Source organism: Acidiphilium sp. JA12-A1, assembly GCF_000724705.2.
Taxonomy (GTDB): Bacteria; Pseudomonadota; Alphaproteobacteria; order Acetobacterales; family Acetobacteraceae; genus Acidiphilium; species Acidiphilium multivorum.
In genome coordinates, this window is sequence record NZ_JFHO01000030.1 from 44,426 (window position 1) to 68,172 (window position 23,747).

At 68.7% G+C, this 23,747-nt stretch carries 18 protein-coding genes; 14 read left to right on the forward strand and 4 right to left on the reverse strand.

The window, feature by feature from the left end; all coding sequences use genetic code 11:
• Positions 1 to 2,649, reverse strand: coding sequence for a DNA mismatch repair protein MutS (gene mutS, locus RT91_RS05730; RefSeq protein ID WP_035186149.1), 2,649 nt, complete (start codon positions 2,647 to 2,649; stop codon positions 1 to 3).
• 134 nt (positions 2,650 to 2,783) lie between these two features.
• Between mutS and carA the strand changes: the two genes are divergently transcribed.
• From carA to RT91_RS05750, 4 genes are all read left to right on the forward strand, one after another.
• The gene (gene carA / locus RT91_RS05735; RefSeq protein WP_011941867.1) at positions 2,784 to 4,127 is read left to right on the forward strand and encodes a glutamine-hydrolyzing carbamoyl-phosphate synthase small subunit; all 1,344 of its coding nucleotides are present in this window, start codon (positions 2,784 to 2,786) and stop codon (positions 4,125 to 4,127) included.
• Positions 4,128 to 4,129: 2 nt separating this feature from the next.
• On the forward strand, positions 4,130 to 7,375 hold the full coding sequence (gene carB, locus RT91_RS05740; RefSeq protein WP_035186150.1) for a carbamoyl-phosphate synthase large subunit: 3,246 nt from the start codon (positions 4,130 to 4,132) through the stop codon (positions 7,373 to 7,375).
• Positions 7,376 to 7,456: 81 nt separating this feature from the next.
• Positions 7,457 to 7,930 (forward strand): transcription elongation factor GreA, encoded by a 474-nt coding sequence (gene greA, locus RT91_RS05745; RefSeq protein ID WP_007422523.1) that lies wholly within the window; start codon positions 7,457 to 7,459, stop codon positions 7,928 to 7,930.
• Between the two features lie 4 nt (positions 7,931 to 7,934).
• The gene (locus tag RT91_RS05750) at positions 7,935 to 9,131 is read left to right on the forward strand and encodes a threonine ammonia-lyase (RefSeq protein ID WP_007422524.1); all 1,197 of its coding nucleotides are present in this window, start codon (positions 7,935 to 7,937) and stop codon (positions 9,129 to 9,131) included.
• A gap of 16 nt (positions 9,132 to 9,147) precedes the next feature.
• Here the strand turns inward: RT91_RS05750 and RT91_RS05755 are convergent, their stop codons facing one another.
• From RT91_RS05755 to RT91_RS05765, 3 genes are read right to left on the reverse strand one after another with little or no spacing between them, the layout of a single operon-like run.
• Positions 9,148 to 10,353 carry an aminopeptidase gene (locus tag RT91_RS05755; protein WP_035186152.1) on the reverse strand — a complete coding sequence of 402 codons (1,206 nt, stop codon included), beginning with the start codon at positions 10,351 to 10,353 and terminating at the stop codon, positions 9,148 to 9,150.
• Positions 10,350 to 11,153, reverse strand: coding sequence for an MBL fold metallo-hydrolase (locus RT91_RS05760; protein ID WP_035186154.1), 804 nt, complete (start codon positions 11,151 to 11,153; stop codon positions 10,350 to 10,352). The genes RT91_RS05755 and RT91_RS05760 overlap by 4 nt, the downstream gene beginning before the upstream one ends.
• Complete coding sequence (locus RT91_RS05765; protein WP_013639715.1) at positions 11,150 to 11,923, reverse strand: TatD family hydrolase; 774 nt, start codon at positions 11,921 to 11,923, stop codon at positions 11,150 to 11,152. The genes RT91_RS05760 and RT91_RS05765 overlap by 4 nt, the downstream gene beginning before the upstream one ends.
• A gap of 96 nt (positions 11,924 to 12,019) precedes the next feature.
• On the opposite strand from RT91_RS05765, the gene gpmI reads away from it, so the two are divergent.
• From gpmI to RT91_RS05815, 10 genes are all read left to right on the forward strand, one after another.
• Entirely contained in the window at positions 12,020 to 13,537 is a 1,518-nt protein-coding gene (gene gpmI, locus RT91_RS05770) for a 2,3-bisphosphoglycerate-independent phosphoglycerate mutase (protein WP_035186156.1), read from the forward strand.
• Positions 13,537 to 14,715: a murein hydrolase activator EnvC gene (locus tag RT91_RS05775; RefSeq protein WP_035186159.1), complete on the forward strand. Its 1,179-nt coding sequence runs from the start codon at positions 13,537 to 13,539 to the stop codon at positions 14,713 to 14,715. Before gpmI ends, RT91_RS05775 begins: the two co-directional genes overlap by 1 nt.
• Before the next feature lie 72 nt (positions 14,716 to 14,787).
• On the forward strand, positions 14,788 to 16,161 hold the full coding sequence (locus RT91_RS05780; protein ID WP_007424440.1) for a S41 family peptidase: 1,374 nt from the start codon (positions 14,788 to 14,790) through the stop codon (positions 16,159 to 16,161).
• A gap of 4 nt (positions 16,162 to 16,165) precedes the next feature.
• Positions 16,166 to 17,131, forward strand: coding sequence for a divergent polysaccharide deacetylase family protein (locus RT91_RS05785; RefSeq protein WP_035186160.1), 966 nt, complete (start codon positions 16,166 to 16,168; stop codon positions 17,129 to 17,131).
• Positions 17,128 to 17,622: an RNA pyrophosphohydrolase gene (locus RT91_RS05790; protein ID WP_007424438.1), complete on the forward strand. Its 495-nt coding sequence runs from the start codon at positions 17,128 to 17,130 to the stop codon at positions 17,620 to 17,622. Before RT91_RS05785 ends, RT91_RS05790 begins: the two co-directional genes overlap by 4 nt.
• Positions 17,623 to 17,624: 2 nt before the next feature.
• Positions 17,625 to 18,290 (forward strand): dienelactone hydrolase family protein, encoded by a 666-nt coding sequence (locus tag RT91_RS05795; protein ID WP_011941859.1) that lies wholly within the window; start codon positions 17,625 to 17,627, stop codon positions 18,288 to 18,290.
• Positions 18,291 to 18,362: 72 nt separating this feature from the next.
• Positions 18,363 to 19,925 (forward strand): glutamine-hydrolyzing GMP synthase, encoded by a 1,563-nt coding sequence (gene guaA / locus RT91_RS05800; RefSeq protein ID WP_007424436.1) that lies wholly within the window; start codon positions 18,363 to 18,365, stop codon positions 19,923 to 19,925.
• Positions 19,926 to 20,292: 367 nt separating this feature from the next.
• Positions 20,293 to 20,871 (forward strand): hypothetical protein, encoded by a 579-nt coding sequence (locus RT91_RS05805; RefSeq protein WP_035186161.1) that lies wholly within the window; start codon positions 20,293 to 20,295, stop codon positions 20,869 to 20,871.
• On the forward strand, positions 20,868 to 21,089 hold the full coding sequence (locus RT91_RS05810) for a hypothetical protein (protein ID WP_011941857.1): 222 nt from the start codon (positions 20,868 to 20,870) through the stop codon (positions 21,087 to 21,089). The genes RT91_RS05805 and RT91_RS05810 overlap by 4 nt, the downstream gene beginning before the upstream one ends.
• Positions 21,090 to 21,312: 223 nt before the next feature.
• On the forward strand, positions 21,313 to 23,640 hold the full coding sequence (locus RT91_RS05815; RefSeq protein ID WP_035186163.1) for a TonB-dependent receptor: 2,328 nt from the start codon (positions 21,313 to 21,315) through the stop codon (positions 23,638 to 23,640).
• Positions 23,641 to 23,747 lie beyond the last annotated feature (107 nt).

Genomic DNA, 23,747 nt, shown 5'->3' on the forward strand with positions numbered 1-23,747 from the left:
TTACTGCTTCTCTACCGCGCCATTCGCCCTGTCGCCAAGGAACTTTCGCCGCCACGCATAAATCAGCTCCAGTGCCGCGCGCGGCGAAAGCTGGTCCGGATCGGCCTCCGCGAGCGCCGCATGCCAGCCATCCGCCGCCGGCAGTTCCGCAGGCGGCGCCGGATCCTCGCCCGCCGCGGCGAACAGCGGCAGCGCTCCCGCCTCGCCGCCGCCGCGCTCGGCCGCGCGCAGCAGCGCATCGGCCCGGCGGATCACCGGCTCCGGCAGCCCGGCCAGCTTCGCGACATGCACGCCCCAGCTCCGCTCCGCCGCCCCCTCGATCACCTCGTGCAGGAACACGACGCTGCCCCGCCACGACTTCACCCGCATCGTGCAGGGCCGCAGCCGCGGCAGCGCCGCGCCAAGCTGCACCAGGTCGTGGAAATGCGTGGCGAAGATGCTGCGGCAGCGAATGGAGCCGTGCAGCGCCTCCAGCACCGCCTGGGCGATCGCGAGCCCGTCCCGCGTGCCGGTGCCGCGGCCGATCTCGTCGATGATGACGAAGCTGCGCGGTCCCGCCTGGTTGAGGATGGACGCGGTCTCGATCATCTCGACCATGAAGGTCGAGCGCCCGGCGGCGAGGTCGTCGGCAGCACCCACGCGGGAGAACAGCCGGTCCACCAGCCCGATCCGCGCCTGCTCCGCCGGCACCGGCAGCCCGGCCTGGGCGAGAATGATGACCAGCGCGTTCTGCCGCAGGAAGGTGGACTTTCCGGCCATGTTCGGCCCGGTCAGCAGCATCAGCCGCCGCTCGGGCGAGAGGTCGGCATCGTTGGCGATGAAGCGCGTCCCCGCGGGCAGCGCCGCCTCGACCACCGGATGCCGCCCGGCGATGATGCTGAACGCTGCATCCTCGGAAAGCTCAGGGGCGCACCAGCGCCCGCTTTCGGCCAGCGTCGCCGCCGATTGCAGCGCATCGAGCCGCGCCAGCGCCGCCGCGCATTCCGCCAGCGCCGCCTCCTCGCGCATCACCGCGGCGAGCAGATGGTCAAGCACCAGCGCCTCCCGCGCCGCCGCCCGCTCATGCGCCTCGGCGATCCGCCGGTCGAGGTCCGACAGTTCGGGGTGGGTGAACCGCGCCGCCGAGGCCAGCCCCTGCCGCAGGATCAGCTCCGGAAACGCCCGCAGCGCCTCGACCGCCGCGGCTGGCGCCTCCAGCACATAGCCGAGCTGGCTGTGATGCCGCACCTTGAGGCTGGCGACGCCATAGCGCGACGCAAGCTCGGTCTGCAGCGCCGCAATCACCTGCCGCGTATCGTCGCGGAGCCGGCGCTCGCCGTCGAGTTCGCCGTCGAACCCCGCGCGGATCGCCGGCGCATCCCCAATCCGCGCCGGCGGTGTTTCGACCAGCGCGGCCTCCAGCAGCGGCCCCAGTTCCGGCCCGGCGGCGAGCTTCGCGAGGTCATCCGCCAACGGATGCGCGGGATCGGCGGCAACCGCAGGCGCCAGCCCCTCGGCCACCGCGCGCGCGGCGGCGAGTGAATCCCGCACCTGGCCCAGATCGCGCGGCGACAGCCGGCCCGCCTTCCGCCCCGCCAGGCCGAGCCGCGCGAGCGCGCGGGCAAGATCCGGCGCGCCGCGCAGCGACGTTCGCAGGGCGGCGAGCGTCCCCGGGGCGTCGAGCAGGCTCTGCCAGCCGGCCTGCCGTGCCCGCAGCGGGCCGATCGCATCCAGCGGCGCGGCGATCCAGCCGGCGAGCATCCGCGCGCCCGCGGCGGTCACCGTGCGCCGCACCGCGCCGAACAGGCTGCCGGCCTCGCCGCCATCGGCCGTGCGCAGCAGGTCGAGGCTGGCGCGGGTCGCGGCATCCATCGCCATCAGGCCGGTCTCGCCCGCGCGCACCGGGCGGGCGATGCGTGGCAACGTCCCGGCCTGGCTGCGCTCGACATAGCGCAGCGCCACCGCCGCCGCCTGCGCCTCCTGATCGGTGAAGGCGCCAAAGGCGTCGAGCGAGGCAACATCGAACAGCCGGGCGAGATCGCGCCGGGCAAGCTCCGCCGCCGGCGCCGGGCCGGGATCGGTGCGCCGGCCTTCATGCGCCCCAAGCTCGATATCCGCTCCGGAAAGAATTTCCGCCGGATCCAGCCGGCCGAGCAGCGCAGCCAGTTCGCCCCCCGCCAGGTCGGCGGTCTCGAACGACGCGGTCGAGACATCGAGCCAGGCGGCGCCGATCCGCCCGGCCCGGGGCACCAGCGCGAGCAGCAGGCTGGCGCGGCCCTGATCGAGCAGCGCCTCCTCGGTGATCGTGCCGGGGGTGATGAGCCGGACCACGGCGCGCTCGATCAGCGCCTTGCCGCCCCGCGCCTTCGCCGCCTCCGGCGCCTCGACCTGCTCGGCCACCGCGACACGGAATCCCCGCCGGATCAGCCGGGTCAGATAGGTATCGCGCTGCGAGACCGGCACGCCGCACATCGCGATCGGCTCGCCCTGATGGGTGCCGCGCGCGGTCAGCGCGATGTCGAGCGCCGCCGAGGCCGCTTCGGCATCCTCGAAGAACAGTTCGTAGAAATCGCCCATCCGGAAGAAGATCAGCGCGTCCGGATAGTCGGCCTTGGCCTGGAACCACTGCGCCATCGCGGGGGTTGCGCCGGCGGCGCGGTCGGAATTCATCCCATCTGTCTAGCCGAGGACCGGGCACGCGCGGAAGAGCGCGGCAAAATATCGTGGCGGAAATAATTTCCGACCATCCTCCGATCAGGAGAAGTCCGGTTGAATTCGGAGAAAAAATCCGGCATGAGACCGACATGCCCAAGACGACAGACGAGATCATCGACCTGCTGGGCGGCGCCGACGCGGCAGCCCGGCTGACCCAGGTTTCGACCGAGGCCGTGCGCAAGTGGCGCAGCGCCGGGGCGATTCCGGCACGGCACTGGCCGGCGGTGATTGCCGCGACCGGCCTGTCCCTGGCCGATCTTTCAGGAGACATTGCAATGGAATCCGAAACCACGAAACCGGAGGGCGCAACCGCGGCGCTGGTATTGGGCGACGGCCGCGTGTTCTGGGGACGCGGCTTCGGCGCGCATTCCACCGGCGAGCCGGCGGAACTCTGCTTCTCCACCGGCATGACCGGCTATCAGGAAACCCTGACCGATCCGTCCTTCGCCGGGCAGATCATCACCTTCACCTTCCCGCATATCGGCAATGTCGGCGCCAATCCCGAGGATATCGAGGCGAACACGAGTTTCGCCCGCGGCCTCGTGATCAACCGCGACATTACCCGTCCGTCGAACTGGCGCGCCGCCGAGGGGCTGGCCGCCTGGTGCCGCCGCATGGGCCTGCCGGGCATCGCCGGAGTCGACACCCGCGCCCTCACCCGCACCATCCGCGACGACGGCCCGCCCAACGCGCTGATCGCCTATCCCGAGGACGGCCGCTTCGACATCCCCGCCCTGGTCGAGCGGGCCCGCGCCTGGCCGGGGCTCGAGGGCATGGACCTCGCGCGCGAGGTCTCCTGCACCCAGAGCTACGAATGGACCGAGACGCTGTGGGACCGCGCGCACGGGTTCGGCCGGCAGAACGCGCCGAAATTTACTGTAGTTGCCGTGGATTACGGCGCGAAGCGCAACATCCTTCGCAACCTCGCGAGCGCCGGCTGCCGGGTCATCGTCGTCCCCGCCACCGCCTCGGCCGAGGATATCCTCCGTCATCAGCCTGATGGCGTGTTCCTCTCCAACGGCCCCGGCGACCCTGCGGCGACGGCCGAATACGCCGTGCCGGCGATCCGCGGCGTGCTCGATGCCGGCAAGCCGCTCTTCGGCATCTGCCTCGGCCACCAACTCCTCGCCCACACGCTTGGCGCGAAGACCTACAAGCTCGCCCGCGGCCATCGCGGCGCCAACCAGCCGGTGCAGGAGCTTGCCACCGGCAAGGTCGAGATCACCAGCCAGAATCATGGCTTTGCGGTGGATGAGGCCAGCCTGCCCGACGGCGTGACGGTTACCCATCGCTCCCTGTTCGATGGTTCGAACGAGGGCATCGCCTGCCCGGCGAAGAACTGCTTCTCCGTGCAATATCACCCCGAGGCCAGCCCTGGCCCGTCGGATGCCAATCACCTGTTCCGGCGCTTTGTCGCGATGATGGAGGGCTGACCATGCCGAAACGCACAGACATCAAATCGATCCTGATCATCGGCGCCGGGCCCATCGTCATCGGCCAGGCCTGCGAGTTCGACTACTCCGGTGCCCAGGCCTGCAAGGCGCTGCGCGAGGAGGGCTACCGGGTGATCCTGGTGAACTCCAATCCCGCCACGATCATGACCGATCCCGAACTGGCGGATGCCACCTATATCGAGCCGATCACGCCGGAGATGGTCGAGAAGATCATCATCAAGGAACGGCCGGATGCGGTGCTGCCCACCATGGGCGGGCAGACGGCGCTGAACACCGCGATGGCGCTCGCCAAGGCCGGCACGCTGGAGAAGCACGGCGTCGAGCTGATCGGCGCCCGCGCCGAGGTGATCGACCGCGCCGAGGACCGGCTGAAATTCCGCGATGCGATGGCCGAGATCGGCATCGAAAGCCCGCGCAGCGCCATCGCCCATACGATGGACGAGGCGCGCGCAGCACTCGACCTGGTTGGCCTGCCGGCGGTGATCCGCCCCTCCTTCACCCTCGGCGGCACCGGCGGCGGCATCGCCTACAACCGCGAGGAATTCCTCGAAATCGTCGCCGGCGGGCTCGACGCCTCGCCGACCACCGAGGTGCTGATCGAGGAAAGCGTGCTCGGCTGGAAGGAATACGAGATGGAGGTGGTCCGCGACCAGGCGGACAACTGCATCATCGTCTGCTCGATCGAGAACATCGACCCGATGGGCGTGCACACCGGCGACTCCGTCACGGTCGCCCCCGCGCTGACCCTGACCGACCGCGAATACCAGCTGATGCGCGACGCCTCGATCGCCTGTCTGCGCAAGATCGGCGTCGATACCGGCGGTTCGAACGTGCAGTTCGGCATCAATCCGGCCGACGGGCGCATGGTCATCATCGAGATGAACCCCCGCGTCTCCCGCTCCTCGGCGCTGGCCTCGAAGGCGACCGGCTTTCCCATCGCCAAGATCGCGGCGAAGCTCGCCGTCGGCTACACGCTCGACGAGCTGCGCAACGACATCACCCGCGTCACCCCGGCGAGCTTCGAGCCGACGATCGACTACGTCGTCATCAAGATCCCGCGCTTCACCTTCGAGAAGTTCCCCGGCACGCCGGCGCTGCTGACCACCTCGATGAAGTCGGTCGGCGAGGCGATGGCGATCGGCCGCTCGTTCCCCGAGGCGCTGCAAAAGGGGCTGCGCAGCCTGGAGACCGGCCTCGCCGGGCTCGATCCGGTCGAGAAGCCGGGTGACGGCACGCGCGATGCCTTCCGCGCCGCGCTCTCCACCCCGCGGCCCGACCGGCTGCTGATCGCCGCCGAGGCGCTGCGCGCCGGCCTCTCGGTCGAGGAAATCCACGCCGCCTGCAAGTTCGACCCCTGGTTCCTCCGCCAGATGGAGGACATCGTCGAGGCCGAACGCCGCGTCGCCGCGGAGGGCCTGCCCGGCGACGAGCTCGGCATGCGCGCGCTCAAGGCGCTGGGATTCTCCGACCGCCGCCTCGCCGCCCTTACCGGCCGGAGTGAGGCGGATGTGAGCAAGGCGCGCCTCGCCCTCGGCGTCACCCCGGTCTATCGCCGGATCGACAGCACCGGCGGCGAATTCGCCTCGGCGACCTCTTATATGTTCGCGACCTATGAAGGCGGCTTCGGCGCGCCGGTCTGCGAGGCGGAGCCGAGCGAGCGGCGCAAGGTCGTCATTCTCGGCGGCGGCCCGAACCGGATCGGCCAGGGCATCGAGTTCGACTATTGCTGCGTCCACGCCGCCTATGCGCTGCGCGAGGCGGGGTTCGAGACCATCATGGTCAACTGCAACCCCGAAACCGTCTCGACCGACTACGACACCTCCGACCGCCTCTTTTTCGAGCCTCTCTTCGCCGAGGACGTGCTCTCCCTGCTCCGCCGCGAGCAGGAGCGCGGCACGCTGCTCGGCTGCATCGTGCAGTATGGCGGGCAGACGCCGCTCAAGCTCAGCCAGGCCCTCGCCGAGGCCGGCATCCCGATCCTCGGCACCTCGGCCGACGCGATCGATGCCGCGGAGGACCGCGAGCGCTTCCACGACCTGCTGCGCTCGCTCGGCCTGCGCCAGCCGGAAAACGGGCTGGCCCGCTCGGCCGAGCAGGCGGAAGCGATCGTCGAGCGGATCGGCTTCCCCGTCGTCATCCGCCCCTCCTACGTGCTCGGCGGCCGGGCGATGGAAATCGTCTACGACCTCGCCAGCCTGCGCCGCTACATGCGCGAGGCGGTGGTGGTCTCCGGCACCAACCCGGTGCTGATCGACCGCTACCTGAACGATGCGATCGAGGTCGATGTCGACTGCATCGCGGACGGCCAGAGCGTCTACGTCGCCGGCGTGATGGAGCATATCGAGGAGGCCGGCATCCATTCCGGCGACTCCGCCTGCTCGCTGCCGCCCTATTCGCTCTCGCCCGCCATCGTCGCCGAACTGCGCGCCGAGACCGAGGCGATGGCGAAGGCGCTCAATGTTATCGGGCTGATGAACGTGCAGTTCGCGATCCAGGGCGAGAACGTCTACGTGTTGGAGGTCAATCCGCGCGCCTCGCGCACCGTGCCCTTCGTCGCCAAGGCGACCGGTGTGCCGGTGGCAAAGATCGGCGCGCGGGTGATGGCCGGCGAGGCGCTGGCCTCCTTCGGGCTGGACGACAGCGTGATGCGCAGTCACGTTGCGGTGAAGGAAGCGGTGTTCCCCTTCGCCCGCTTCTCCGGCGTCGACGTGCTGCTGGGCCCCGAGATGAAGTCCACCGGCGAGGTGATGGGGCTGGATGTCAGCTTCGCCCGCGCCTTCGCCAAGGCCCAGCTCGGCGCCGGTGTGAAGCTGCCGCAGGCGGGCACGGTGTTCCTCTCGGTGCGGGATTCCGACAAGCCGGCGATCCTCGCGATCGCCCGCCGCTTCGTCGATCTCGGCTTCGAGATCATGGCGACCCGTGGCACCGCCGCGCATCTTTCCGAAGCCGGCATCGCCGCGCGGGCGGTGAACAAGGTGCTGGAGGGCCGGCCGCACTGCGTCGACTCGATCCGCTCCGGCGAGGTTCAGCTGGTGATCAACACCGCCTCCGGCGCGCAGACCGTGGCGGACAGTTTCGACATCCGCCGCCAGGCGCTGAACCACGGCGTGCCGCACTACACGACCATCGCCGGCGCGCGGGCGGCCTCGCACGCCATTGCCGCCCTTGCCGCGGGCAGCCTTGAAGTCGCGCCGCTTCAGTCGTATTTTCCGCAATCGTTCCGATGATCGTGGCGCCGGAGTCCTCCGGCCCGCGACTTTTTCGCTCATCCTTACGCCTGTTGGCTTAACCTGACTGAAGGAACTGCCGTGCAAAAATTCCCGATGACCGGGCCCGGACTGCAGAATCTCGAAGCCGAGCTGCGCCACCTCAAGTCCGAGGAGCGGCCGGCGATCATTCGGGCGATTGCCGAGGCCCGCAGCCACGGCGACCTTTCGGAAAACGCGGAATACCATTCCGCGCGCGAGCGCCAGTCCTTCATCGAGGGTCGGATCGCCGAACTCGAGGAAATCATTTCCGCCGCCGAGGTGATCGATCCGTCCACCCTGTCGGGCGACACGGTGAAGTTCGGCGCCCATGTCGAGCTCATCGACGAGGAGAGCGACAAGGAAGTCACCTACCAGATCGTTGGCGTCCACGAGGCGGACATCAAGGCCGGGCGGATTTCCGTCACCTCGCCGCTGGCCAAGTCGCTGATCGGCAAGAAGCCGGGAGACACCGTTTCGGTGCCCGCCCCCGGCGGCGACCGCAGCTACGAGATCCTCGCCGTCCGGTTCGGCTGAGGCCTTGGTCACCCTCGCCGATATCGAGGCGGCGGCCGGCCGGATCGCCGGCGCGGTGCTGCGCACGCCGCTGGTCCGCGCCGACGCGCTCTCGCGCGCGACCGGTGCTGACATCCATCTCAAGCTCGAGAACCTGCAGGCCACCGGCGCCTTCAAGGAACGGGGGGCGGCAAACCGCATCGCCCTGCTGACGGAGGCCGAGCGCAAGTCCGGCGTGATCGCGATGTCGGCCGGCAATCACGCCCAGGCGGTGGCGCGCCACGCCCAGCTCGCCGGCATCCGCGCCACCATCGTGATGCCGCGCTTCACCCCGACCACGAAGGTCACCCGCACCCGGGCCTGGGGCGCGCAGGTGGTGCTGCACGGCGAAACCCTCGCCGAGGCCGCCGCCCACGCCCATGAACTCGCCGCCCGCGAAGGCCTGGTCTTCGTCCACCCCTACGACGACGCGGACGTGATTGCCGGCCAGGGCACGCTCGCCCTCGAGGTGATCCATGACCTGCCGGATCTCGACGCGCTGGTGATCCCGACCGGCGGCGGCGGTTTCATCTCCGGCTGCGCGGTGGCGGCGCGGGCGCTGCGCCCCGGCGTCGAGATCCTCGGCGTCGAGGTCGAAAGCTATGCCGGCTTTGCCCAGGCGCTCGCGGGCCAGGAGGTCAAGGTCGGCGGCGCGACCATCGCCGAGGGCATCGCGGTGCGCGATATCGGCCAGCTGCCGCTCGCGCTGCTGAAGGAACACGAGGTCGAGGTTCTGGTCGTGCCGGAAGCGGCGGTCGAGCAGGCGATCGCGATGCTGGCCGAGAGCGGCAAGATCGTCGCCGAGGGCGCCGGCGCCGCCGCCCTCGCCGCGGTGCTGACCTTCCCGCAGCGCTTCGCCGGCCGCCGGCTCGCCCTGCCGATCTGCGGCGGCAATATCGACACCCGCGTCCTCGCCAACACGCTACTGCGCAACCTGATGCGCGACGGGCGGATCGTGAAGGTGCTGATGGAAATCCCGGACCGCCCCGGCGTGCTGGCCGACATCGCCGCCCGCATCGGCGATCAGGGCGGCAACATCATCGAGGTCGTGCACCAGCGCCAGTTCGCCTCGCCGACCGTGCAGGCCGCGCATCTCGAAGTGATGTTCGAGGCGCGCGACGCCGCCCATGGCCGCTCGATCACCGAGGCGCTGGAAGCCGCCTACACCGTCCGCCGGCTCTGATCGCGCCAGCCGGCGCTCAGATCACGAAGGCGCCGCCGCGCATCACCGGCGTGATGGTGCCGTCGGCGTTCACGCCATCGACGTCCATCAGCGCCGAGCCGATCATCCAGTCGACATGGATGAGGCTTTCATTGGCGCCGCGGGCGGCATCGCAACCGCCTTCCATGTTGAGCGCCAGCGCCTGGCCGAGCGCGATGTGGCTCGCCGCGTTCTCGTCGAATAGCGTGTTGCGGAAGATCAGCCCCGAGCGCGATACCGGGGAGGCATCCGGCACCAGCGCCACCTCGCCGAGGCGGCTCGCCCCCTCGTCGGTCGCGATCAGGGCGCGGAACACGTCCTCGCCCCGCCTCGCCTTCGCCTCGACGATCCGCCCCGCCTCGAACCGCACCTCGATGTCCTCGATCAGCGCGCCGCCATGCACGAGCGGCTTGCTCGCCCGCACCCTGCCGTTCACCCGCTCGCGATGCGGCATGGTGAACACTTCCTCGGTCGGCATGTTCGGCATGCAGGCGGTGCCATCCTTCGATGTCGCGGACCCGCCCGCCCAGAGATGCCCGTCGGCCAGGCCGACTTCCAGGTCGGTGCCGGGCCCGCTGAAGTGCAGCGCGGCAAAGCGGCGGGCGTTCAGCGCGTCGCACCGCGCCCGCAGGGTCGCGACATGGGCATGCCAGGCGGCAACCGGATCGGCCTCGTTGATTCGGCAGACCTCGAAGATCGCATCCCACAGACGCGCGGCCGGGTCGGGATCGCCGGGGAAGACCGATTTCGCCCAGCCCGGTGTTGCGAAGGACAGGATCGACCAGTTGGTGGCGAAACCGCTGATCAGGCCGCGCACCGGCTTCATCGCCCGCGCCATCGCGCGCTGGGCGCGGCCGATCCGCGCCGGGTCGCAATCCGCGAGCAGCATCGGGTCGGTGCCGACCACGGTCAGCATCGCCGCGCCCTCGTCGATCGACTTCGCCACCCCCTCGTACAGCCAGGCCGGCGCGAAATCGAAACTGTCCTCGCTCGCCTCGCGGAACCGGGCACGCTGGATCAGGTCGTCCGCGAAGAAGGGGATCACCAGCGCCGCGCCGGCGCGATAGGCATGGGTCGCGATCCGGTCCACCAGGTCGCGCGCCTCGATCGGCGCGTTGACGATCAGCTCCTGGCCGGTCTGCACGTTGACGCCGATGCGGACGGCGACCTCGGCCAGCCGGTCGAGTTTCTCTTCATGCGTCATGGTGCGTCTCCCTCGATGATCATGCCGTCAAACGCGGGCTCGAAGCCGGCGGGCAGCGTGTCGCACAGCGTGCGGTAATCCATGTCGAGCCCCATATGGGTCAGGATGGTGCGGCGCGGGCGCAGCGCCGTCGCCCATTCGATCACCTGGTCGAGATGGGCATGTGTCGGGTGCGGTCCGCGCCGTGTGAAACAGTCGATGATCCAGGTGTCCACCCCCTCCAGCAAGGCGAACTGGTCGGGCGTGAAGCGCACCACGTCCGGGCAGTAGGCGACATTGCCGACGCGCAGCCCGAGCGAGGGAATGAAGCCGTGATCCTGCCGGATAAAGCGCACCGGCAGGCCGGCGATGGTCCTGGTCTCGCCGGGCAGGATCGTGTGGGTGCGCAGCACCGGGCGGAAGAAGCCGGGCGGCTCCCAGGGCCGGAACGCGTAGTCGAACCGCTGGCGCAGCTCCGCCCAGGTGCGCTCGTCCGTATAGGCGTCGATCGGCGTGCCGCGGAGACGGTTGAGGATGCGGATGTCGTCCAGCCCGGCGATATGGTCGGCGTGCGGATGGGTGATGATCACCGCGTCGATCCGGTCGATCCGGTTGTCGGTAAGCTGCAGGCGGATTTCCGGCGCGGTATCGACCAGGATGCGCTGCCCGTCGGCGGCGCTGAAGACCACGCTCGCGCGGGTGCGGCGGTTGCGCGTCTCCGCCGGATCGCATTGCCCCCAGTCGCCGCCGCCATCCGGGCCGCCGATCTGCGGCAGCCCGGCCGAGCCGCCGGTGCCGAGCAGCGTGAGCGTGAACCTCATGAAGCCTTGACGAACAGGCGGCGAAAATTCGCGGTGGTGAGATCGGCCATCTCGGCCATTCCCATGCCCTTCACCTCCGCCAGCACCCTGGCGGTGTGGACGGTGTGCGCCGGCTCGTTGCGCTTGCCGCGGAACGGCACCGGGGCGAGATAGGGCGAGTCGGTTTCCACCAGCAGCCGCTCGCGCGGAATGTCGCGCGCGATCTCGCGCAGTTCCGCCGATTTCGGGAAGGTCAGGATGCCGGAGAAGGAAAGGAACCCGCCAATCGCCAGCGCCCGCTCGGCCAGCCCCCGGCCCGAGGAAAAACAATGCAGCAGGAACAGGAATGGCGCCTTCGCGTGCTCGTCCTCCAGCATGGTGGCGACGTCGTCATCCGCGTCGCGGGCATGGATGGCAAGAGGCAGGCCGGTCATCTGCGCCGCGCGGATATGGGCGCGGAAATTCTCCGCCTGAACCGCGCGCGGCGCCTTGTCGTAGAAATAGTCGAGCCCGGATTCGCCGATGCCGATCACCCGGGGATGCAGCGTCATCTCGGCGATCGCCTCCGGGCTGGGCACGCCCGCATCGCCGCCGGCATTGTGCGGATGCACGCCGATGCAGGCGAACACGCTGGGATCGCTCTCGGCGATGGCGATCGCGGTTTCCGATTGGCGCATCGAGGTGCCGATGGTCACCATCCGCCCGACCCCGGCCTCGTGCGCGCGGGCGATGACGGCGGGACGCTCGGCCTCGGTGAAGTAGTCGAGATGGCAATGAGAATCGATCAGCATTCGGCCTATATAGAGGTGCCGGCGCCGGATCGGAACCGCGCTTGACCCGCGCAAGCGCCTCTGTCCATCTGCGGGCGGCAGATGAGGGAGAGTGCGATGACCAGGCCGGTGATGCTGACGATACTCGACGGGTTCGGCTGGCGCGAGGACCGCGCCGACAACGCCGTGGCCCTGGCGAACACGCCGCATTTCGACCGTCTCTGGCGGGAGTCGCCGCACGCCTTCCTCAGCGCCTGCGGCCGCGATGTCGGCCTGCCCGAGGGTCAGATCGGCAATTCCGAGGTGGGCCACACCAATATCGGCGCCGGCCGGGTGGTCATGCAGGAACTGCCCCGGATCGACAGCGCGATCGAGGACGGCTCGCTGGCCGAGAACGCCGACCTGCGCCGCTTCGTGGACGCGCTGCGCGAATCGGGTGGCGCTTGCCATCTGCTCGGCCTCGTCTCTCCGGGCGGGGTGCACGCGCATCAGCGCCATGTCGCAGCCCTTGCCGGCGCGGTCGCGCAGGCCGGCATTCCCGTCTTCGTCCACGCCATCACCGACGGGCGGGACACGGCGCCGGAAAGCGCGCCGGACTGCCTCGCCTGGCTGCGCGACGCGCTGCCGAAAGGGGCGGAAATCGCGACCGTGATCGGCCGATATTACGCGATGGACCGTGACAACCGCTGGGAGCGCGTCCGCCTCGCCTTCGACCTGTTCACCGAGGGCAAGGGGAGCCATGCCGACGATCCGGTCGCCGCGGTGAAGGTAAGCCATGCGGAGGGGGTGACGGACGAGTTCGTCAAGCCGGTCGTGATCGGCGACTACGAGGGCATGCGCGACGGCGACGGCCTGCTCTGCGCCAATTTCCGCGCCGACCGCGTGCGCGAGATCCTCTCCGCCCTGCTCGATCCTGGCTTCGACGGCTTCGAGCAGGCCCGGCATATCCGGTTCGCCGCCGCGCTCGGCATGGTGACCTATTCCGACGATCTCGCGCATTTCATGCACACGCTGTTCCCGCCGCAGCGGATGGACGACCTGCTCGGCGAGGTGGTCGCCCGCGCCGGCAAGCGCCAGCTGCGCGCGGCGGAAACCGAGAAATACCCGCACGTCACCTACTTCCTGAACGGCGGGCGGGAGACGCCGTTCGAGGGCGAGGAACGCATCCTCGTCGCCTCGCCCAAGGTCGCGACCTACGACCTGCAGCCGGAAATGTCGGCGCCGGAACTGACCGACAAGGTCGTCGCCGCCATCGAATCCGGCCGCTTCGACCTCATCGTCCTGAATTTCGCCAACCCGGACATGGTGGGCCATACCGGCTCGCTGCCCGCCGCGATCAAGGCGGTGGAGACCGTCGATGCCGGACTCGGCCGGATCGAGGCGGCGATCCGCGCCCAGGGCGGCGCGATGATCGTCACCGCCGATCACGGCAATTGCGAGATGATGCGCGATCCCGAAACCGGCGGCCCGCACACCGCGCACACGCTCAACCGCGTGCCGGTGCTGCTGACCGGCGGGCCGGCGGATGCGAAACTGCATGACGGCCGGCTCGCCGACCTCGCGCCGACGCTTCTCGCCCTGCTCGGGCTTCCCCAGCCGGAAGCGATGACCGGCCGGAGCCTGATCGGCGCCTGATGCTACTGGCCGCGCGCCGCCTCGCCGCAACTGCCGCGCTGTTGGTCGCAGTACTCGCCGCCGGCGCGGCGCGGGCCGACCAGCTCAGCACGGCGCGCAGCCGGCTCGATCAGGCGAACGCGGCAGCGCAACGCCATCGCGCGGCGGCGGCGGCGGCGGCAAGGGCGGAGGCCATGGCGGCAGCGCGTCGGAAAGCCCTGCTGTCCCAGGAAATCACCGCCAACGCCGCGTTGCGCGCCACCGAGGACAAGACAGCGCAGGTCGTCGCCCGCCTCGCCGACCTCACCACGAAAACGCAGGCGGCCAAGGCGGAACTCGATGCCGATTCGGCCGCCATCGCGCCGCTCCTGCCGCTCATCACCCGCCTCGCCTTGCACCCGGCGGCGACCCTGATCGCGTCCGGTGCGGCGCCCGGCAAGGCGGCCGAGGGCGCGCTGGCGATGCAGGGAATCACGCGGCAGATCGCCGCCCGCGCCCGGGCGCTGCGGGCGGCGCGGCGGCGCTATCGGAAGCTTGCGGTGGAACTGGCCGGACAGAAGGCACGGATGGTGGCGGCGGTGGCCCGCCAGAAGGCGGGCGACGCGGCGCTGCGGGCGGCCATTGCCGCGGTCGGGGCCGCGGAAAGCCGCGCATCCCTGCAACGCCAGGCCGAGGCCCGGAAAGCCGCCGCGGCGGCCGGACAGGCGCATGACCTCGTCGGCGTCATCTCCCGCCTCGAGCGCGCCCGCGCCGCCGCGGCGCGGCAGGAAGCCGCCGCGCGCATCGCACCGGCAACACCGAAAGCGCTTGCCGGCGCGCCGGTCGCCGGCAAGCTGGTCCGTGCCTTCGCCAGCGCCACGGCCACCGGCCCGGCCACCGGCGATACCTTCGCCGCGGCTCCCGGCGCCGTGGTCAGCGCCACGTGCGGCGGCAACGTGGTGTTCGCGAAGCCCTTCGCCAGCTATGGCAAGCTGATGATCATCGACTGCGGCGGCGGATACGATTTCGTGATGGCGGGGTTCCAGCAGTTCGATGTATCGGTAGGCCAGCATGTCGAGCCCGGCCAGCCCGTCGGACGGATGCCGGCATTCGATGTGCACAATCCGGGAAACCAGCCGCGCCTCTATGTCGAGCTGCGGCACGACGGGAAGGCGGTCGACCCGGCGTCACGATTCGGTTCCGGGCCGGGGGAACGCTGAAACCATGGCGGCCGGCTCTGGACTTCCGGCCCAGCCGCACTATTGGTGGCAGAGATGATGAGGATGGCGCGTATGAAGTTGAGGACCTCTCTGTTGATCACGGCCACGTTCGCGGTCGGCATCGGCGTCGGCATGGTGGCGCCCGCGGTGCATGATGCCCTGGCCGGCGTTCGCCAGAGCGACGAGACCTATCGCCAGCTGGGTCTGTTCGAGAACATCTTCCAGCGGATCCGGGCCGACTACGTGGTGCCCGAACCCTCGAAGAAGCTGATCTACGATGCGATGAACGGCATGCTGACGGGGCTCGACCCGCACAGCGCCTACATGAACGCCCAGCAGTACAAGGACATGAAGGCCGAGACCTCCGGCCAGTTCGGCGGGCTCGGCATCGAGGTGACCGAGGCGGGCGGCTTCATCAAGGTGATCACCCCCATCGACGGCACACCGGCCGCCAAGGCCGGAATCAAGCCCGGCGATCTGATCGTGGCGATCGACGGCAAACCGATGGTCGGCGTGACGCTGGACAAGGCGGTCGACCGGATGCGCGGCCCGGCCGGCAGCAAGATCGATATCACGATCAAGCGCCCCGGCGTCGACAAGCCGGTGCACGTCACCCTGACCCGCGCGATTATCCATGTCCACGCGGTCAAGACGGCGCTTTACGGCGATGTCGGCTATCTTCGCCTCGCCAGCTTCTCCGAGAACGCGAATCGCGACATCCGCCGCGGCGTGGCGAAGCTCAAGGCCGAAAGCCACGGCAAGGTGGACGCCTATATCCTCGACCTTCGCAACAATCCCGGCGGTCTGCTCGACCAGGGCATCGCCGTGGCCGATGATTTCCTCAACACCGGCGAGATCGTCTCAACCCATGGCCGGCACCAGTCCGACGATCAGGTCTGGTACGCCCATGACGGCGACATCACCGGCGGCAAGCCGATCGTCGTGCTGGTGAATTCCGGCACCGCCTCGGCGGCGGAAATCGTCAGCGCGGCACTCCAGCAGAACCGCCGCGCGGTGGTGATGGGCACCCGCACCTTCGGCAAGGGCTCGGTGCAGACCATCTTCACCATCCCCGGCCACGGCGCGCTGCGAATGACCACGGCGCTCTACTACACGCCCTCCGGCAAGTCGCTGCAGGATTACGGCGTCGAGCCCGACCTCGTCGTGCATGAGACGAACAATCCGAAGGATCATTTCCCGAAGATTCGCGAGTCGAACATGCCGCACGCCTTCCGCAACCCCTCGGGCCTCAAGGCGCCGATCCTGCCGCCGAAGCTGGTGCTGCCGGCCGTCGCGAAGACGATCGCGCCACGGCCGCCGGCCAGCTGGCCGAAATTCGAGCCGAAGCACCCGAACACCGACTACCAGCTCCAGATGGCGCTGAAGCTGGTCCGCGCCATGGCAACAAACCGGGTTGGCGCCAGCCAGGCGGATGTGGCGCACTGAGACAATGCCGCCGTTCCGGATTGCGCGTTCGGTCAAGCTGTTCTGGGCCGGAGTCGCCGCCGCTGCGCTGATCGGCGCGGTCGTGCTGCAGGTAATCGGCCCGCCAGACCACGACACGGCCATGCTCACCGGCCCGGTCCTGCATCGCAGCGGCAGCGCGATCCCGCCTCCCAACCCGGCGCTGCTGGTCGCATCGAAAGCCAACCCGGCCTGGAAGATTCCGCATCCGGCGCCAGACGGGATGACGCCGATGCGTTATTACGCGGCCGCGGCGCCGGTGCCGGTGCCGCAAGGTCTGCATCCCGTGGCGGTGATGATGGGCGGCATCGGCGAGGCTCGGCAGGCGAGCCGCGATGCCATCCGCTCGCTGCCGCCCGCCGTCTCGCTCGCGCTCACGCCGTATGGGCCGCACCTGCGTTCGGTGGTCGCGGCCGCCCGTGCCGCCGGGCACGAGACCCTGATGGGCATTCCGATGCAGACCGATCGCGAGCCCGCCGTCACCGAGGGCGACGAGGCGTTGCGCGGATCGGAACTCGATCCGGTCAACCTCAAGCACCTCGACTGGGCTCTGTCGCGAAGTGCCGGCTATGTGGGCGTCACCGACGAGATCGGCATGTCAGTCGACGAGACCTATCTCACCCAGTTGCTGAACCGCCACTGGCTCGGCAAGCAGCTGCGCCCGACGGGCCTCCTTCTTGTCACGGCATCGCAGGGCAGCGGCGTGCCCTCCGGCGTTCCCGGACGGGTGGCGGACGTGGTGATCCATCCCGAAATGAGCGTCGACGAACAGCGCGCGGCGCTGAAGCGGCTGGCGGCGACGGCGGTTGCGAGCGGCAGCGCGCTCGGCGTGATATCCTCGCCCACCGCGGATGACATCGCCGTGCTCGCCCAGTGGTGCCAGGGGCTGAAGGCGGACGGCTTGGTCCTCGTTCCGGTCAGCGCGCTGGTCGCGGCACGGGGCGCGCAATGACCGGCGCGACCGCCCTGCCCTACCGGAGCAATGTCGGCGCCGCGCTGTTCAGTCGCGCGGGCAAGATCCTGGTCGCGCGCCGGGCCGATCTCGGCCCCGACGCCGCCTATCAGTGGCAGCTGCCGCAGGGCGGGATCGACGGCGACGAAGATCCGGCCGCCGCCGTGCTGCGCGAGCTGGACGAGGAGATCGGCACCACCGCGGTCGAGCTGCTCGGCGAAATCCCCGAATGGCTCAGCTATGATTTCCCGCCTGACGTGGTGGCGAAATTCGGCGCGCGGCATCGCGGGCAGCGGCAAAGGTGGTTCGCGCTGCGCTTTCTCGGCACCGACGACATGATCCGCCTCGACGCACACGCGCATCCCGAATTCGATGAATGGCGATGGACGGAGCTTTCCTCCATCCCGGCGCTGGCGGTGCCTTTCAAGCGACCTATTTACGAGCGCCTCGCGCGGGATTTCGCGCGGTTCGCCAAAACGGACGGAGCATGACGATGGGTGAGATGATCAACCTGACCGCCTCCTGCGGGCACAAATTCCAGGCCTATGCCGCCGGCGACACCGCCTCGCAGCGAGGCATCGTGATCGTGCAGGAAATCTTCGGCGTGAATTCGCACATGCGGCAGATCTCCGATCACCTGGCCTCGTTCGGCTACCGGGTCGTCACCCCGGCGCTGTTCGACCGGGTCGAGCGCGGCGTCGAACTCGGCTACGACGCCGCCGGGCGCGACAAGGGCCTCGCCCTCCGCGCCGAGATCACCGACGAGGCCGTGATGCGCGACATCGAGGCCTCGGCCGCCGCCCTTTCGCCGCGGCCCACGGGGATCATCGGCTATTGCTGGGGCGGCACCATCGCCTGGTGGGGGGCGACACGGAGCAAGAGCTTCAAGGCGGCGATCGGCTGGTATGGCGGCGGCATCGCCGCCACAAGGTCGGAAAAGCCGAACTGCCCGGTGCAGCTGCATTTCGGCGCCGAGGACAAGGGCATTCCGCTGGCGGATGTCGAGTCGATCCGCAAGGCGCAGCCGGATGTCGGAATTTTCGTCTACCCGGGTGCCGAGCATGGCTTCGGCTGCCACGACCGGCCGAGCTTCAACCCCCGCGCCAACGAGATCGCCGAGCATCGCAGCCTCGCCTTCTTCGCCGAACACGTCGTCTGACGGGCGGCAGCCGTGAGCGCCGCGCGGCCCGGAGGGATTGAACCCGGCCGCGTGGCGTGCTGTTGAGGCGGCATGTCCGACGCACCCTCCGCAGACCGCATCCTCATCCTCGATTTCGGCAGCCAGGTGACGCAGCTGATCGCGCGCCGCCTGCGCGAGACCGGCGTCTATTGCGAAATCTGGCCATTCGACGCCGATCCGGCGCGCATGGCGGCTTTTGCGCCGAAGGGCATCATCCTTTCCGGCGGCCCGGCGAGCGTGATCGAGGAGGTCGCGCCGAAGCCCCCGGCCGACGTGTTCGGCGCCGGCGTGCCGGTGCTCGGCATCTGCTACGGCGAGCAGGCGATCTGCGATGCGCTGGGCGGCGCGGTGGAAGGGTCGGACCATCGCGAGTTCGGCCGCGCCTTCATCGACGTCACCGCGGACTGCGCGTTGTTCGAGGGCGTCTGGGCCAGGGGCCAGCGCGCCCAGGTCTGGATGAGCCATGGCGACCGGGTGACCGCGCTGCCGCCCGGCTTCCGCGCGGTGGCGGTGAGCGAAGGCGCGCCCTTCGCCGCCATCGCCGACGATGCGCGGCGCATCTACGGCGTGCAGTTCCATCCCGAGGTCGTCCACACGCCGGACGGCGCCCGCCTGCTCGCGAATTTCGCGCACAAGGTCTGCGGCCTTGCGGGCGGCTGGACGATGGCGAATTTCCGCGAGACCGCGCGCGATGCGATCCGCGCCCAGGTCGGCACCGGGCGGGTGATCTGCGGCCTGTCCGGCGGCGTCGATTCCTCGGTCGCGGCGGCCCTGATCCACGAGGCGATCGGCGACCAGCTCGTCTGCATCTTCGTCGATCACGGCCTGCTCCGCGCCGGCGAGGCGGACGAGGTCGTGCGCGTCTTCCGCGACCGCTTCAACATACGACTGGTGCATCGAGACGCATCGGACCTGTTCTTCGCGGCTCTCGAGGGCGTCACCGATCCGGAGGTGAAGCGCAAGACGATCGGCCGCCTGTTCATCGAGGTGTTCGAGGAAGAGGCGAAGAATCTCGGCGGCGCCGATTTCCTCGCCCAGGGCACGCTGTATCCGGACGTGATCGAAAGCGTCTCCGCTCGCGGCGGGCCCAGCGCCGTCATCAAGTCGCACCACAATGTCGGCGGCCTGCCCGACCGGATGCGGATGAAACTGGTCGAGCCGCTGCGCGAACTCTTCAAGGACGAGGTGCGCGAACTCGGCCGCGAGCTGGGGCTGCCCGAGACCATCGTCGGCCGCCATCCCTTCCCCGGCCCCGGCCTTGCCATCCGCATCCCCGGCCCGGTCGACCGCGAGAAGGTCCGCATCCTGCAGAAGGCAGATGCGATCTATCTCGAGGAAATCCGCAATGCCGGCCTGTATGACGCGATCTGGCAGGCCTTCGTGGCCCTGCTACCGGTGCGCAGCGTCGGCGTGATGGGCGACGGCCGCACCTACGACTTCGCCTGCGCCCTGCGCGCCGTCACCAGCACTGACGGAATGACAGCCGACGTCTACCCGTTTGACATGAGCTTCCTGACGCGTGTCGCCGGGCGGATCGTCAACGAAGTGCGCGGCATCAACCGCGTCACCTATGACATCACCAGCAAGCCGCCCGGCACCATAGAGTGGGAATAGGGTCGAAGCGCAACCATCTGTTTCGATTTCGGAATTATAGTGTGTCGCACGATATGATCCGCATCATCAATGGCTCGGTTCCTCGTATTCGAAGAGCGCGCCGCTGAGACCTGTATCGATACCATATTCGAGCGATTGGCACCGGCATCGCATCGAAGATTCACGCTGCACGCCTAACTAAAATCCGCTCCAAATAACGATTGATTGAGCCTCGGGTAGCGCCATGACACGACTTCGTCATGAGCACCTATGCGGAACAAAAGCGGACACCGGAAACGTTCAGCTGCTTCCCGCCGCATCCGTTCCTGAAGATTCGGTTGCCCACCGGAACGCTGCTGATTCGCCCGCAAAGCCGTGAGTCCTTTCGATGCGGCGGTTTCAGATCTACCAAAACTGGCATTTTAGGCGTGGCGCGCGGGCTTATGAACTTAACAACCTCCGTAAACTCGATTGGCACTGCGCCGCTCAGATTCGGGATCTCTACAACATCCTGCTGGGCGGCGGCGGCAGCAGGCTAACCGACCGGCAACTGCTGGACTGGCTGCGGCGTGAGGCGCAAAGCACCATGCTCGCGCCCTTCTGGCTTCAGGACGTGTGGACGTTGGGCACGGACGCGATGGCCCCGGCAGCCTCACCTGCCCCGCCACCGGTGGCAATGCCCGTGGCGCAATGGACCATCCGGCATAAGATCATCGCCATGTTCCAGACCGTGCCCGCCCATCTGGGTGCCGCCGCGCGGGCGCAGTTCGAGGCTTTCATCACCCGGCAAAACCTGGCCCTGCTGGCAGGGATATTCGTGGTTGTCGCGGCGGTGCAAGCTGTGCCGGGGGCTGATAATGGCGCGGGTGGCGTGGATGAAGGAAAGCTGCTCATGACCGGCGGCGGTTCTCAGGTTTCACTCCCCCCATCGGCAGTCAGCTTTGGCAATAGAGGAGCATGTCCATGATCCCCATATCTCCTGAGATCATCGGACCTCGCGTCGAGGAAGAATATGCCGATGCCATGGAGCGCATCATTTTCCTGCTCAACGCCTTCAAGGACTACCCCGCCGCGAACGATACCGCGCATTGCCGCGTGGGCTATCAGCTCCCTGTCTCCCCTGCACGGTTCATCGGGACATTCCATAAGCGGACGCCATCTACGTTGGACGTGCACGATGGCTGAGCCGCGGCGATCCGAGTGAAGAATTAATTATATTCGCTGTGCGTGGCGCGCTCAGTGCTGGCACAGGTACGGGCTGATAACTAAAAATTGATCGACGTGCTGCCGCGTCCCGGAATCGCGGAGGAGGTGGCGGTGCGGTCTTCACCGTTCCATCGCCATCCCGACTGACCGGCGAGATGCGCCCGGATCATTCGGATTGTCGCAGACATCGGAGTGCCACCGCATGATCCGCCGCCTGACGTTCTGCCTCCCTTTGCTCGGCGCCTTCGCGCCGGCTGCCCTTGCCCAGGTCGTGCCTTCCGCATCCATCGTGCGGGTGCCACGCGTTAACGTCATCGCCGCAACCCCCCTGCCCGGCTCGGCGATCAGCCGCGACAGGCTGCCCCAGGCCACCCATGTGCTCGGCCCGGCCGAGATCGACCGCACCGGGATTCCGAGCCTGACCGGCGCCATCCTCGCCGCGGTGCCGAGCGCCTCGATCAACGATGTCGATGGCAACTCGTTCCAGCCGGACATCAACTTCCACGGCTTCACCGCCTCGCCGGTCACCGGCACGGCGGAGGGCGTCGCCGTCTATCTCGACGGCATGCGCTTCAACGATCCGTTCGGCGACACGGTGAACTGGGACCTGATCCCGCCCGAGGCGATCCGCAGCGCCAGCCTCCAGCCGGCCAACCCCGCCTTCGGGCTGAACGCGCTCGGCGGCGCGCTCGATGTCACGCTCAAGAACGGCTTCACCGCGCCGGGCGGCGTGGTCACGCTCTCCGGCGGCTCCTATGGCAGGATGGCGGGCAGCCTCGAATATGGCGTGCATCATGGCGGCACCGCCGCCTATCTCGCCGCCGACGTGATCCACGATTCCGGCTTCCGCCAGACCCAGACCTCCCGCCTCGCCCGGATCTATGCCGATCTCGGCTGGCGCAACGCGCGCACCGAACTGCATCTCGGCGTCATCGCCGCCGACAACGCGCTCGGCAATCCCGGCGCAACCCCGGTGCAGGCGCTGAACTACGACATCGCCAGCATCTTCTCCGGCCCCAACACCGTCTACAACAAATACATCGCCACCCGCGCCACCGCGCGCTACGCGCTGAACGGCGACACCGCGCTCGACGCGCTGGCCTATTTCGCCGATCTCTCGCAGCGCCTGCCGAACGGCGTGACGGAAGAACTCGCCGCCTGCCCCGGCCAGCCCGGCATCCTCTGCAACGCCGGCACGAGCGACGTGGTGACGACGCGTGGCGGTGCGGCGGTGCCCGACTTTCTCAATGGCGGGATCTATTCCGGCCTCGTCAATGAAGGGATCGACCAGCAGGCCTATGGCGCCTCGGTGCAGCTCATCAACGACAGCCGGCTGCTGCGCCACCCCAACCACCTGACGATCGGCGCGAGCTTCGACGGCTCGAACACGATGTTCAACGCCTTCACCCAGATCGGCGGCATCACACCGGTGACGCACCTCTTCATCGGCCCGGGGGTGACGGTCGACCAGCCGGCCGATGGCGTCAACCCTGTGCAGGTCGCCACGACGACGCGCTATTTCGGCCTCTTCTTCAACGACGTCTTCACCCTCGCGCCCCGGCTCGACCTCACCCTCGCTGGGCGCTTCAACAATGCCGAGATCGACCTCGCGGACAAGCTCGGCGGCCCGGTCTCCGGCCATCACGCCTATGACCGGTTCAACCCGCAAATCGGCCTGACCTGGCACGCGCTCAAGACGCTCGACGTCTATGGCAGCGTCGACGAGACCAACCGCAACCCGACGCCGACCGAACTCTCCTGCGCCAGCGCCGCCAACCCGTGCTCGCTGCTGAACTTCTTCGTCGGCGATCCGAACTTGAAACAGGTCGTCGCCCGCACCTTCGAACTCGGCGCCCGCTTCCACCTCGCCCGCTTCGCCGGCGGCACGCTGCGCTGGAACGTCGACCTTTTCCGCACCGACGTTCACGATGACATCATTTATCAGTCGACCCTCTACAACCCCAATCTCCAATACTACACCAACAGCGGCAACACGCGCCGTCAGGGAATCGAGGCCAATCTCGTCTACGCGACGCCGAGGCTGAACCTGCGCCTGGGCTTCGCGCATATCGACGCGACGTTCCAGAACGCGCTGACACTGAACAGCCCCTCCAACCCCGCCGCCGATGCGAACGGCGAGATCCACGTCGTCCCCGGCGACCGTATCCCCGGCATCCCGGCCAATCGCGGCACGATCGACCTGTCCTACCAGCTCACCGAACGTCTGCTGCTCGGCACCACCGCGATCCTGCAATCGAGTCAGTACCGCTTCGGCGACGAGGCGAACCTGACGAAACCCGTTGGCGGCTACGCGGTGTTCAACGTCTATGCCTCCTACAAGCTCACTCCGCGCGTCACCGTCTTCGCCATGGTCGATAACGTGACAAACCGCTCCTACCAGACCTATGGCGGGTTCGGCCCGGTCTCCGACGTGCCGTGGAATTTCGTCCCCGGCGGCGTCACCGATCCGCGAACCGCCAATCCCGGCAGCCCGATCGCCGGCTATGGCGGCGTCAGGATGACGTTCTGATCCGCCTCTTCTCTCCCGCAATCCCGCCTCGGTCCGGCAGGGTCGGGGCGGATTTTTTTGCGGCCGGTGTCAGCCCCGCGACCCGGCCCGGCCGGAAAAGGCCGGAC